At 47.1% G+C, this 12,608-nt stretch carries 11 protein-coding genes and 1 pseudogene; 8 read left to right on the forward strand and 4 right to left on the reverse strand.

Translation table 11 applies throughout. From position 1 onward, the window contains the following. Positions 1-42: 42 nt before the first annotated feature. The 4 genes and pseudogenes from ZMOB_RS01490 to ZMOB_RS01510 form a co-directional block, all read right to left on the reverse strand. Complete coding sequence (locus ZMOB_RS01490; protein ID WP_014500427.1) at positions 43-645, reverse strand: anaerobic ribonucleoside-triphosphate reductase activating protein; 603 nt, start codon at positions 643-645, stop codon at positions 43-45. Continuing rightward, positions 632-2,875, reverse strand: a pseudogene (locus ZMOB_RS01500) (ribonucleoside triphosphate reductase). Before ZMOB_RS01500 ends, ZMOB_RS01490 begins: the two are co-directional and overlap by 14 nt. A 348-nt stretch (positions 2,876-3,223) precedes the next feature. Next, entirely contained in the window at positions 3,224-3,988 is a 765-nt protein-coding gene (gene queC / locus ZMOB_RS01505; protein ID WP_012817010.1) for a 7-cyano-7-deazaguanine synthase QueC, read from the reverse strand. A 51-nt stretch (positions 3,989-4,039) separates the two neighbouring features. After that, positions 4,040-5,086: a cysteine desulfurase family protein gene (locus tag ZMOB_RS01510; RefSeq protein WP_014500428.1), complete on the reverse strand. Its 1,047-nt coding sequence runs from the start codon at positions 5,084-5,086 to the stop codon at positions 4,040-4,042. 132 nt (positions 5,087-5,218) lie between these two features. Here ZMOB_RS01510 and ZMOB_RS01515 point away from each other — a divergent pair, with 132 nt between their 5' ends. The 8 genes from ZMOB_RS01515 (at position 5,219) to infA (ending at position 12,604) form a co-directional block, all read left to right on the forward strand. Further along, positions 5,219-5,872: an alpha/beta hydrolase gene (locus ZMOB_RS01515; protein ID WP_011240869.1), complete on the forward strand. Its 654-nt coding sequence runs from the start codon at positions 5,219-5,221 to the stop codon at positions 5,870-5,872. A gap of 319 nt (positions 5,873-6,191) precedes the next feature. Then, the gene (locus ZMOB_RS01520) at positions 6,192-7,373 is read left to right on the forward strand and encodes a type III PLP-dependent enzyme (RefSeq protein ID WP_014500429.1); all 1,182 of its coding nucleotides are present in this window, start codon (positions 6,192-6,194) and stop codon (positions 7,371-7,373) included. A gap of 81 nt (positions 7,374-7,454) precedes the next feature. After that, positions 7,455-8,507 carry a 1,9-bis(guanidino)-5-aza-nonane synthase gene (locus tag ZMOB_RS01525; protein WP_011240867.1) on the forward strand — a complete coding sequence of 351 codons (1,053 nt, stop codon included), beginning with the start codon at positions 7,455-7,457 and terminating at the stop codon, positions 8,505-8,507. A 182-nt stretch (positions 8,508-8,689) separates the two neighbouring features. Further along, the gene (locus ZMOB_RS01530; protein WP_014500430.1) at positions 8,690-9,790 is read left to right on the forward strand and encodes an ABC transporter permease; all 1,101 of its coding nucleotides are present in this window, start codon (positions 8,690-8,692) and stop codon (positions 9,788-9,790) included. Then, the gene (locus ZMOB_RS01535; RefSeq protein ID WP_014500431.1) at positions 9,787-10,578 is read left to right on the forward strand and encodes an ABC transporter ATP-binding protein; all 792 of its coding nucleotides are present in this window, start codon (positions 9,787-9,789) and stop codon (positions 10,576-10,578) included. The genes ZMOB_RS01530 and ZMOB_RS01535 overlap by 4 nt, the downstream gene beginning before the upstream one ends. 10 nt (positions 10,579-10,588) lie before the next feature. Then, entirely contained in the window at positions 10,589-11,536 is a 948-nt protein-coding gene (locus ZMOB_RS01540; protein WP_014500432.1) for an MlaD family protein, read from the forward strand. A gap of 5 nt (positions 11,537-11,541) precedes the next feature. After that, entirely contained in the window at positions 11,542-12,168 is a 627-nt protein-coding gene (locus ZMOB_RS01545; RefSeq protein ID WP_011240863.1) for an ABC-type transport auxiliary lipoprotein family protein, read from the forward strand. 217 nt (positions 12,169-12,385) lie between these two features. After that, positions 12,386-12,604, forward strand: a complete 219-nt coding sequence (gene infA, locus ZMOB_RS01550; protein WP_007403889.1) for a translation initiation factor IF-1 — start codon at positions 12,386-12,388, stop codon at positions 12,602-12,604. Positions 12,605-12,608 lie beyond the last annotated feature (4 nt).

Below are 12,608 nucleotides of genomic sequence, written 5' to 3' on the forward strand. Positions count from 1 at the left end.
AGGGTTATTGGCTATTCAGCACAAAATAAGAGGAACAGGAAATTAGACTTCCCGATAAGTCTGCAAAGTATACTCACTTATGCCGAAAGCCGCTAGGTCTGTTTTCATCTCGGCCAAGGCTGCGTCATCCAAGATTGCAGGATAAACGGTGGTGCGTATCTGATATTCGACGCCGCTTTCCAAAAGATAGCTGAGGCTGGTTTTTACCTTTTCGGCGGTATTCGGAATACGGGTAATCGCATCATATTGAGAAAAAGGCGCTTTGATATCAAAGCCTACCCAAGTAACCAAAGGCAATAAAGGCCGGAAACGCTCCGGCTTCATTCCCGCCGTATGAAGCCCTATCTTAAGCCCCATATCGCGGACAATTTGCATCGCTTCAGGAAGAGCTGCTTGTAAAGTTGGCTCACCCCCTGAAAAAACTACGCCATCCAAAAGACCGCGTCGCTGTTCCAGAAAGTCCAGCACGTCTTCCCAAGGAATACGATTCCCTGAATTGTCTATTGCAGGCCGTAACGACTGGTTATGACAATAAGGACAGTCCCAGCTACAGCCCTGACAAAAGACAGTAGCGACCAGCTCCCCTGGCCAGTCGCAACTGGACATGGGAGCCAATCCACCGATCCTAAGATCAGTTGCAGCCACAACGACCCTCTTCGAAATAACGACGCTGGCCGAATTCACCCTGCTTGCCGATATTGAAAGAGGAAACCGGACGATGATACCCCATAACCCGCGTCCAAATTTCGCAAGGCTGACGTTCTTCGTCTTTCAATTCTATTTTGGCAAAATCTTGGGTGTCTTTTTTCATCTCGGTCATGATTTTTCTCCTTAAAATTTTGAATATCTAAAATTCTTAAGCCGCCTTATTGTTGCACTTGGCCGCGATCAGTTCTGCATCGCATTTGGGGCAGAATTTATGCTCGCCTTCCAGATAGCCATGTTTCGGGCAAATCGAGAAAGTCGGCGTGATCGTGATATAAGGCAGTCTGAAATTCTCCAGCGCGCGGCGCACCAGCTTTTTACAAGCCTCGGCATCCGACATCCGTGAACCCATATAAAGGTGAAGCACCGTGCCGCCGGTATATTTGCTCTGCAAAATTTCCTGACGCTGCAAGGCTTCAAAAGGATCATCCGTGAAATCAACCGGAAGCTGACTGGAATTGGTATAATAGGGGTTCGTTTCGCTACCGGCCTGCAACATGTCGGGGAAACGCTTTTTATCTTCGCGCGCGAAACGATAGGTCGCCCCTTCGGCAGGCGTGGCTTCCAGATTATAAAGATGGCCAGTTTCTTCTTGGAAAGAAACGATTTTAGCGCGGATATGGTCGAGGAAGCGAACCGCAAAGGTTGCACCCCATTCGCTCGTAATATCCTCTTTATCCTCGGTAAAATTACGGATCATCTCATTGACGCCGTTAATGCCCAAGGTCGAGAAATGATTCCGCAAAGTGCCAAGATAACGCTTGGTATAGGGGAACAGACCGTTATCAATATGCTTCTGGATAACTTTCCGTTTAATTTCGAGACTGGTGCGGCCAATATTCAGCATCGTATCAAGACGATCGAACAGACCTTTTTCATTCCCGCGATACATCCGACCAAGGCGGGCGCAGTTGATCGTTACAACCCCCAAAGAACCCGTCTGTTCAGCACTTCCAAAAAGACCATTACCGCGTTTTAACAGTTCGGTCAGATCAAGCTGAAGGCGACAACACATGGAACGCACCATATGCGGCTTCAAATCGGAATTCAGGAAGTTCTGGAAATAAGGCAGCCCATATTTAGCCGTCATTTCAAAAAGACGGGTAGCGTTTTCGCTTTCCCAAGGAAATTCCGGCGTAATATTATAGGTCGGAATCGGGAAGGTAAAGACGCGACCTTTGGCATCGCCCTCGGTCATGACTTCCATATAAGCACGGTTAATCATGTCCATTTCAGGCTGAAGATCGCCATAGGTAAAGGGCATATCTTCGCCGCCGATCACTGGAATCTGGTCTTTCAAATCGTCTGGGCAAGTCCAGTCAAAAGTCAGATTGGTAAAGGGCGTCTGGGTGCCCCAACGGGATGGCACATTCAGATTATAGATCAATTCCTGAATATACTGACGAACCTGCTTATAACTTAAGCCATCTTTTCTGATGAAAGCGGCCATATAGGTGTCAAAGGAACTGAAAGCCTGCGCCCCTGCCCATTCATTCTGCAAAGTGCCAAGAAAATTGACAATCTGGCCAATGGCGCTCGACATATGTTTCGGCGGGCGGGCTTCTACTTTACCCGGAACACCATTTAAACCTTCGGTTAAAAGCGTTCTTAAAGACCAACCGGCACAATAACCGGACAGCATATCTAAATCATGAATATGAAGATCACCGGCACGATGGGCTTCACCGACTTCCGGCGGATAAATATGGGACAACCAGTAATTGGCAACCACTTTACCGGACACATTCAGAATAAGACCGCCCAAAGAATAACCTTGGTTGGCATTGGCATTCACGCGCCAATCGGCCTGTTCCAAATATTCATTGATCGAGGATTCAACCTTGACGATAGTTTCCTGATCTTTGCGAGATTTTGATCTTTGTTCACGATAGACAATATAAGCACGCGCTGTGGCAAAATAGTCGGAAGAGACTAAAACCTGCTCAACAATATCCTGAATCTGTTCGATTTCTGGTGCGTGATCAGCAAAGCGATGCAGGATCACTTTCTGCGCCTGTTTCGCTAAGCGAGCGGCTTCGGCATGATCGAACTCACCACTAGCAGCGCCCGCTTTTTCAATCGCAATTCTGATCTTGTCGTTATCAAACAGAACTTTATTGCCATTCCGTTTGATAACAAAAGCTGGGAAAGTCGGTGCTGCACGAGCCATCAATATACCCTCAATTTATCCGATAAAATCACAGCAAAAACGGTCGTTTTTTCCTAAAAAAGGCTAAATATCGCCTATGGCTACAGAAAGATTGTAACCATATATGCTGTGTGATTCTGATTTGGTGATTACTAAATGTTGTATAAAGCTCTAAATCAACCGAGTATTTTTCGTCAAGCAAAGAGATGGTATTGACAAAAAAGAATGCGCCAAAATAGGCGCATTCGATCTTATGAAAAAAAACGCTTGTCTTTGAATAACAACTTTTTCAAAAAACTCTGTAGGAACGCATAACAGGATGGCACCATCCTTGCTATTTTAACAAGAGCCTTACAGAAAAACGGGTTATCAAGAACGGCTTTTCTGATAGCTTTCCCATCCGGCAGCGCGCAATTCACAAGCTGGACAATGACCGCAACCATAGCCCCAATCGTGAAGAATTTCTCGCTCACCTAAATAGCAACTGTGGCTTTCCTGCCGAATAATTTCGACCAGCTCTTTACCACCGACTTCTTCGGCCATCTGCCAAGTCGAAGCCTTATCAAGCCACATCAACGGCGTATGCAGCACCAACCGCCTTTCGAGACCGAGATTGATCGCTACCTGTAAAGCCTTAATCGTATCATCACGACAGTCAGGATAACCGGAATAATCCGTCTCGCACATGCCGCCAACAATATGGCGCAGGCCACGCCGATAAGCGATCGTCGCTGCAAAAGTAAAGAAGAGCAGATTCCGACCGGGAACAAAACTATTCGGGATTCCGTCTTCACCAAAGGCAATCTCGGTTTCTCGCGTCAAAGCGCAGTCGCTCACCTGATGAAGCACAGCCAGATCAAGCATATGGTCTTCACCGAGATGGGCTGCCCAATCAGGAAAATTCTGAATCAGCTTTTGTTTCAGATTCTCACGACATTCCAGTTCGATTTTATGCCGCTGTCCATAATCAAAGCCGATAGTTTCTACCCGATCAAAATGCTCCAAAGCCCAAGCGAGACAGGTCGCGGAATCCTGACCACCGGAATAAAGAACCAGACATCCTTCATTACTGACTCCTTGACGAATATCGCTCGTAAAAGAAGGCACTGATTTCTTAGTCTGATTCGCAGTCATGTATAAACTTCCTCGAAGGCTTCAATATTCCGGTAAACAAGGCTCAAGCGGTCAGGCTTTTTTGCGTTGCTCGGCAATCTGGCGCCATATTTTTATAAATTGGTCAATATCGGATTCAGTTGTTTCTCGGCCAAAACTGACTCGGATCACTTCCTGTGCTTCCTTATCTCCCCAACCCATCGCTTTTAAAACTGGACTGGATTTCAGGCTGCCTGAAGAGCAAGCGCTACCGGCTGATATTGAGATACCGGCCATATCGAACAGAATAAGCTGGGTTTTCGCTACCATATCCGGCATCCGGTAAGATGCAATAGTGGGTATCCGCTCCGATTGATAGGCGACTACTTCGCCACCAGAAGCGATAATAGCCTGATCGAGTTTTTCTCGCAAAGTGGCTGCTTTTTCAAACCAGTCTTTCTTTTCGCAGACCGCTGCCGCGAATCCTAAGATTGCGGGGGCATTTTCTGTTCCGGCACGATAGCCCTGCTCTTGCCCCCCAAAAGGCTTCAATTTGGCCCAATCACGAATCAACAAAGCCCCGACACCTGGCGCTCCCCCCAATTTATGGGCAGAAAGACTGATAAAATCAGCATCAGGCAAGGGCATTTTTCCGGCAGACTGCGCCGCATCGGCAAACCATAGACTATTTTTTTCAGAAAGCGTCTGTCTCAAAATATCCGCAGGTTGAATAACGCCCGTTTCGTTATTAACCGTCTGCACTCCAACAAGCTGATTTTCCGGTAGCTTTTCAGGAATAATATAGCCGTTTTTATCGACGGGCAGAATATTGGGAATAATACCCGCTCTTAAAAAGGCATCATGCTCAACTGCCGAAATACTGCATTGTTCTAGGGTGTTTCTCTGTAAAACCATCGCGATAGATTCGCTGGCACCACTGGTAAAAATCAGATGATGCGGCCAATTTAACGCTTCTTTTATCCTGATGCGTGCTTCTTCTATCAAAGCGCGCATATGCCTGCCATCTTTATGGGGCGAAGACGGGTTCGCCCATATGTCAAAAGCCTCGTCCATTGCCTGTCGGGCAGAGGTCGTTATCGGGGTCGTTGCAGCGTAATCAAGATAAATTCGGCTATTCACGCGTGAAATCCTTACAGAGCCTGTCGCTAAAAAAGCTTGAAATATTGCTTCGAAAGAAAGCTAACCTTATATAAGTTCAGAATGATAACCTGTCTTTAGGGCGTTTTTTGCCCGATAACCAAATGGATAACCATGCCTGCAGTCATTTTTCCCGGCCCCGAAGGGCGTCTTGAAGGTCGATTTCAACCCGGATCAAGACCACGGGCGCCCGTAGCGCTCATTCTTCATCCGCATCCTCAAGGCGGTGGTACGATGAATAATCATATCACCATGGCACTTTACCAGACCTTTGCTCGTCGTGGTTTTGCGACCTTGCGCTTTAATTTCAGAAGTGTTGGCCGCTCGCAAGGGACTTTTGATAACGGGATCGGTGAACTTTCCGATGCCGCTTCTGCCTTAGACTGGGTGCAGTCGATTCACCCCGAAGCGGTTACCACTTGGGTTGCCGGATTTGGGTTTGGTGCATGGATCGGGATGCAGCTTTTGATGCGTCGCCCCGAAATCAAGGGTTTTATTTCTATTGCGCCGCCAGCCAATATGTATGACTTTTCATTCCTCGCCCCCTGCCCGTCTTCAGGCATTATTATACAGGGTGAAAGTGACGAAGTCGTCACCGGTTCAGCCGTTCAAAAACTAGTCGATAAATTGCGTACGCAAAAACATATTACGATTGATCAGGCTATTATCCCGGGTGCTAATCATTTCTTTCAGAATGAAATGCCGGAATTGATGAAATCAGTCGATGATTATCTGGATATGAGATTGAAAGCCGATCTCGGACAATAAAAATTATCAAGGCAAAAGGGTAGCCATATAGGGCTAAATCACAGCTTCTATATGGCTTCCCTGTGGCCTCTATCCTGCCTCAATTTTATACTTGGCTTATGTCAATTAGATGACTGATATCTAAAAAGATTTCGCCTCGATTTCGGCGCAACTTTATTTTTCTTAAAAAAATTATAATTACCTATAGACAAGCCAATAATCTTCTTTACATCCTGACATTCGCTTTTTAAAAGCGACGTCCGCTGCCCCATGGGACTTCCAACCGCAAGGCAGCTTTTACTCTTAGTCTTGCCACCCTACCCTCTGGAGGTCCCTTGAATTGCACAATCATCATAGCGCGCTGGGGTTAGCTACTTCTCTTCGTCCGGTTGAACCGGTTACCCTTATCCGCCCTCATGCAGCCCATCGGGCAGCCCGCTTTTTTATTGAAAAATTTGCGGGAAAGACGATGTATGCGGTAAAGGCCAATCCGTCACCGGCGCTTATTCGTAGTTTATGGGATGCAGGTATCACGCAATATGACGTGGCTTCAGCTAATGAAGTGCGTCTGGTGCGTCATTTGTTACCAGAAGCAACCCTGTGCTTTATGAATCCGGTAAAAGCCGAAGAAGTCATCCGCGAAGCCTATTTTGAACATGGCGTTCGGGCATTTTCTCTCGATAATCAGGATGAGTTGGATAAAATCCTGCGGGCAACTGATTATGCCAAGGATTTGACGCTCTGCGTTCGACTTCGCGTTTCTTCGGATCATTCCAAATTAAGCCTTGCTTCCAAATTCGGCATTGACCCTGCCCAGTCAGCATCCTTACTGATGGCAGCACGTCAGGCTTCGGATTCTCTTGGCATTTGCTTCCATGTTGGCAGTCAGGCGATGTCACCCCAAGCCTATATTCAGGCGATGGCACTGGCGCGTGATGCCATTGTTCAAGCGGGTGTTACCGTTGATGTTATTGATGTCGGCGGCGGTTTCCCGTCGATTTATCCTGATTTGGAACCCCAAAATCTGGAAAATTATTTTCATAGCATCCACGAAGCCTTTGAATCCCTGCCTATTTCTTACTCGGCTGAATTATGGGCTGAACCGGGACGCGCCCTTTCCGCTGAATATTCCAGCCTGATCGTTCGGGTTGAAAGACGGCGCGGCACAGATCTTTATATCAATGATGGGGCTTATGGCGCTTTGTTTGACGCAGCCCATCTGGATTGGCGTTTTCCGGTAAAACTCTTGCGGGCGGAATCCAATCAGGCACGCGATATCAATTTCAGTTTTTATGGTCCTACCTGCGATGACATGGATTATATGGCGGGTCCCTTCCCGCTACCTGCGGATGTCAAGGTCGGTGACTATATCGAAATCGGGATGCTTGGCGCTTATGGAAATGCAATGCGAACCGAATTTAACGGTTTTACGCCCAGCATGACCGTGATCGCCGACGATCAACCCATGGCCAGCCTTTATAATGACACGGGCGACCATCAGCATAGCATCGCTATGCGTTAAATGCCTTTGTCATGAAATAATGCTTTTTCTACATTAAAACATCTTCTGACTATAGCGGATTCCAAGCGGAGTTTCTTTATTATGACGGATTCCAAAACAAACGATCAGCGCAAAGCTGAATTGCTGTCCAAGCAAGTCGAACATATCGACATTCGCAGCTTTGACGCTCGCCCGATTATTGATGCTATGGGCAAGATGAGCTTCACCAGCCGCGATCTGGCACGGGCAACCGATATTTATAACCAGATGTTGGCTGACCCGAAATGCACCATCTTTCTTGTTATCGCCGGTTCAACTTCGGCGGGTGGTTGCATGGATGCTTATGCTGAATTGCTGCGCTCCAATATGATTGATGGTGTCGTTGCTACCGGTGCTTCGATTGTCGACATGGATTTCTTCGAAGGCTTGGGTCACAAGCATTATCAGGCTTTAGAAGTGCCTGATGATATGACGCTGCGTTCGCTTTATATTGACCGTATCTACGACACCTATATTGACGAAGAACAGCTTCAGGATTGCGATAATACCATTTATAAAATCGCAGAATCCCTGAATCCGGGCGGTTACTCCAGCCGTGCATTCATCCGTGAAATGGGTCGTTATCTTTCGGAACATGGCAAAAAAGAAAACAGCCTTGTAAAATTGGCCTATGAACATGATGTGCCGATCTTCTGTCCGGCCTTTGTTGATTCTTCTGCTGGTTTCGGTCTGGTAAAACATCAGGTTGAACGCATCCGTGATAAAAAACCTTATGTCATGCTGGATGCAGCGGCCGATTTCCGTGAATTGACCGATATTAAAATCAAGGCAGGCACCACCGGTCTTCTGATGATCGGTGGCGGTGTTCCGAAAAACTTTGTGCAGGATACGGTTGTTTGCGCCGAAGTTCTTGGCCATGAAGATATCGAAATGCACAAATATGCCGTTCAGATCACGGTCGCGGATGTCCGCGACGGCGCTTGCTCTTCTTCCACGCTGAAGGAAGCCGCTAGCTGGGGTAAAGTCGATACGGCTTTGGAACAGATGGTTTATGCCGAAGCCGGTTCAGTCTTGCCATTATTGGCCTCTGATGCATGGCATCGCGGTTTTTGGAAAAACCGTGAACCCCGCGCATGGAGCAAATTGTTCGACTAAAACCAAGAAAAGAATTTTCATTTCTTGCGAAAAAAGCTGCCTTTGGCAGCTTTTTTTGTCTCTTTATCGTTGCCTTTCGATAGTTGGATTTTTTATTTTCATTTCTTGGAAGTTATTTATTAAAAGTTTTTTGCGACTATCGACTTGCTGTTTCTTTCAATCTGGCTCATGGTTTGCACGACATGACTGGTTCTGATGATTTTAGCTTCGAGATAAACGGGGATCAACTTGCCTTGCAGGGTGTGTTGACGCTTGCCCATCTCGATAGCTTGTCGAATACGTTGCAAATGCTTTCTGATGTAAAAGTAATCGACCTTTCAAATCTGCACCGGATGGATACCGCTGGCGCATGGTTGGTGCATAAGCTGGCACAAGACAATAATGCCGAGGTCAAAGGAACGAATAGCGCTGTCGCGCATATCCTCGATCAAATATCGCATTATGACCGCCCGCTTCCCCCTGAACCCAAAGCCGTCTCGCCTTTGATCTATACCTTAACAGGGGTCGGTAAAAATACGGTCCATGTCTGGTATACGATTGTTGGACTCGTCAATTTTTTTGGCGCTCTACTTGTCAGTATCTGGCATACTATCTGCCATCCCAGCCGGCTGCGCCTGACGGCGATTATCTGCCAAATGGAAACAGTCGGCGTGAATGCTTTGGCTATTGTTGGCTTGATGAGCATTCTTGTTGGGGTTGTGATCGCTCAACAAGGGGCGGTTCAATTGCGACAATTCGGGGCAGAAATTTATTCTATCAATCTGGTCGGACGGCTTTCTTTCCGCGAATTAGGCGTTTTGATGACGGCGATTATGGTCGCTGGTCGTTCTGGTTCAGCTTTTGCGGCACAAATTGGCTCCATGAATTTGGCTGAAGAAATAGACGCGATGCGCATTATCGGCGTTTCGCCTATGGAAAGTTTGGTTTTACCACGTTTTCTGGCCAGCATCATTATGATGCCTCTTCTTGGTTTTTATGCAACGATCGCCGCCGTCATTGGTGGCGGGTTGCTTTGCTGGACAGTTCTCGATATTCCGCCCACAACATTTTTTACGCGGTTAAGAGAGGTTATCCCTTACACTGATGTCGCTGTCGGCTTAGTCAAAGCGCCCATTTTCGGGGCATTGATTGCAATTGCTGGATGTTTCCAAGGCACACAGGTCAAGGGTAACGCAGAACAACTCGGCTATTGCACGACAAAGGCCGTTGTTCATTCCATCTTTTTGGTTATCGTTCTTGATGCCTTCTTTGCCGTCTTCTTTTCAGAGATAGGCTGGGTATGAGCGATTCTGATATTATCCAGATCCGAGACCTCAAAAACAGCTTCGGTAGTCAGGTCGTGCATGACGGGGTTAATCTCGACGTAAAACGAGGTGAAATTCTAGGCCTTGTTGGCGGATCGGGAACGGGGAAATCCGTTTTGCTGCGCTCGATTATCGGTTTGCAGCAACCTGTAGCCGGTTCAATCAAGGTTCTAGGCCATGAAATGATTGGCAAAGACCCGCTCACTATGCGGATGGTCAGTCGGCATTGGGGCGTTCTCTTTCAAGAAAGCGCGCTGTTTTCGACCCTGAATATTACTGAAAATGTCAAAGTGCCGTTAAGGGAATATTATCCTGAACTAGGTGACTCCCTGCTCGATCAAATTGCTGGCTATAAAATTGCCATGACCGATCTTCCCGAAGATGTCGGAATAAAATTTAATTCCGAATTATCGGGCGGGATGCGGAAAAGAGCGGGATTGGCACGCGCTTTGGCACTAGATCCTGATTTATTATTTTTGGATGAGCCAACGTCAGGCCTCGATCCGGTCAGCGCAGACGCAATTGATGCTCTTATTTTAGGGCTTCGCAAGATGCTGGGTTTAACCGTTTTCATGATTACGCATGATCTCGACAGCCTTTATAATATTTGTGATCGCGTTGCTGTCTTGGCTGACAAGAAAGTTCTGGCCGTCGATACGGTTGAAAATCTGACCAAGTTCGATCATCCGTGGATAAAACGTTACTTCAATGGCCCCCGCGGTCGGGCAGCCGCGGAGTCTTTTGAAGCCAGAAAGACGGGAGCATAAGGAATAGACCATGGAAACCCGCTCCAATTATATCCTTGTTGGAAGTATTACGCTGATATTGCTGGCACTTATTGCCACAGTTCTGGTCTGGATAGGCCGCGTTTCTGGAACGGAAACGCATCAGTATGATATCTTTTTCCATCAATCCGTCGATGGCTTGGCAAAAGGCAGTTCGGTCTCCTATTCCGGCGTTCCTTCCGGTCAGGTGAAAGAAATCAAGCTGTTACCCAATAACCCTGATTTCGTTCGGGTCAGAATCAGCCTGAATGCCGATACGCCGGTTCTTGAAGGTACAACGGCCACGATCTCTAGCATGGGCTTTTCCGGTGTCAGCCAGATTACCTTGGCGGGGGGCGTCTCCGGTGCAAAACCAATTGAAAATCACGGACCTTTTGGCGTTCCGGTTATTCCGACAAAACCAGGGGCTTTAGGGCAGTTATTGAATAGCGCACCGCAGCTTCTCGAAAGAATTACAACACTGACCGAACGGATGAGCGATCTTCTGAACGATCACAACCAACGTTCTATTGCGCGTATATTGGACAATATGAATACGTTATCCGGTAATCTCGCCAATCAATCACCTAAAATGCGGCAAATCATGGATGATGCCCATCATGCTTTGGTGAATTTAAGCGATGCGGGTCAACAAATTTCAGAATTAGCCCAGACCACCAATAATACGGTCAAGCAGGACATCCATCCCGCTACGGCACATTTAAAAGAAACGGTCATGGCTGCTCGTGACAGTATGCAAAATCTGAATGATATGCTTTTGGATGCGCGCCCTGGGGTTCATCATTTCTCAAATGAAACCATGCCCCAATTTGATCAGCTTGTGCATGACCTGCATGATATGATTGGCAGTATGTCTTCCTTAACTGACCGCCTTAACCAGACGGGTGCCGAGGGGATGTTAAAAGGCCAGTCATTGCCCGATTATAAGCCAAAGGATTAGGTATTATGGATTATCGTTATACTTCAGCCTTGATACTGCCTCTGGCGGCGCTTTTGACGGCGGGATGTGTTAATCTTGGAAATAATAAACCGCCTAAAAATTTGCTTACGCTGACCTCTTCTGCGGCACCGGCAGCTAATAGTGACCTGACACAGAATAAACCCCTGTTGTTGGTAGTGCCACCTGCGGTGCCTGCGGAATTAAAGGTAACCCGTATTCCGGTGACAACCAGCCCGACGACGGTTGCCTATTTAACGGATGGTGTTTGGGTTGATTTACCCTCCCGTCTATTCAGCAATATTTTGTCTACGACCATTGCCAGCCATAATCACTTTATGGTTGTCAATTATCGGGCAGCGACGGGTGCCGCTTACCATTTGACGGGCAATTTAACGGCTTTTGGCTTGGATGCGGCACATCATCAAATTGTGGTGAGCTATGATGCCTTTTTACGCGGCAGCAAAGATCACCGGACAGAAACGGTTACCAGTCGTCATTTTGAAATCAGACAGCCCGCTCAAAAACAAGATGCGGTCAGTGTCGCCAATAATCTGAATACAGCGGCCAACCAAATGGCTGGGCAAGTGGCAGACTGGTTAGATCAACAACAGGTAACCGCCCCTGCCTCCTGAAAATAGCTTTTTTGGGATCACGGCTTTCTTTTTATGCTGTATCACGTTAAGAGCGCGTAAGTCTCGGCAGTTTCGGCTGCCGAAGACGCTTTTACCTGTCGGTATTTTTAGCATTTTTGTGCGTTATCTTTTGTAAAAGCCTGATGTTAAAAATTCGGCTGAATTTGAAACTTTGGCAGAATTCCATTCTGCTCGTCAAAAATTAAAGAGGCTTCATTTGGCAAAAGAAGAATTACTCGAAATGCGTGGTCGCGTTGTGGAATTGCTTCCCAATGCGATGTTCCGTGTTCAATTAGAAAATGACCATGAAATTTTGGGTCATACGGCTGGCAAAATGCGGAAAAATCGCATCCGCGTTCTGGTCGGCGATGAAGTTTTGGTCGAACTGACCCCTTATGATCTGACCAAAGGGCGGATCACCTACCGCTTTAAATAAATTT

Origin of the sequence: Zymomonas mobilis subsp. mobilis ATCC 10988 (genome assembly GCF_000175255.2) — a bacterium.
GTDB lineage: Bacteria > Pseudomonadota > Alphaproteobacteria > Sphingomonadales > Sphingomonadaceae > Zymomonas > Zymomonas mobilis.

Excerpts from the sequence above, each read along its gene's own strand:
- ZMOB_RS01545 (WP_011240863.1), top strand. The coding sequence starts at position 11,542 with ATGGATTATCGTTATACTTCAGCCTTGATACTGCCTCTGGCGGCGCTT.
- ZMOB_RS01535 (WP_014500431.1), top strand. The coding sequence starts at position 9,787 with ATGAGCGATTCTGATATTATCCAGATCCGAGACCTCAAAAACAGCTTC.
- ZMOB_RS01530 (WP_014500430.1), top strand. The coding sequence starts at position 8,690 with ATGACTGGTTCTGATGATTTTAGCTTCGAGATAAACGGGGATCAACTT.
- ZMOB_RS01540 (WP_014500432.1), top strand. The coding sequence starts at position 10,589 with ATGGAAACCCGCTCCAATTATATCCTTGTTGGAAGTATTACGCTGATA.
- ZMOB_RS01515 (WP_011240869.1), top strand. The coding sequence starts at position 5,219 with ATGCCTGCAGTCATTTTTCCCGGCCCCGAAGGGCGTCTTGAAGGTCGA.
- ZMOB_RS01525 (WP_011240867.1), top strand. The coding sequence starts at position 7,455 with ATGACGGATTCCAAAACAAACGATCAGCGCAAAGCTGAATTGCTGTCC.
- queC (WP_012817010.1), bottom strand. The coding sequence starts at position 3,988 with ATGACTGCGAATCAGACTAAGAAATCAGTGCCTTCTTTTACGAGCGAT.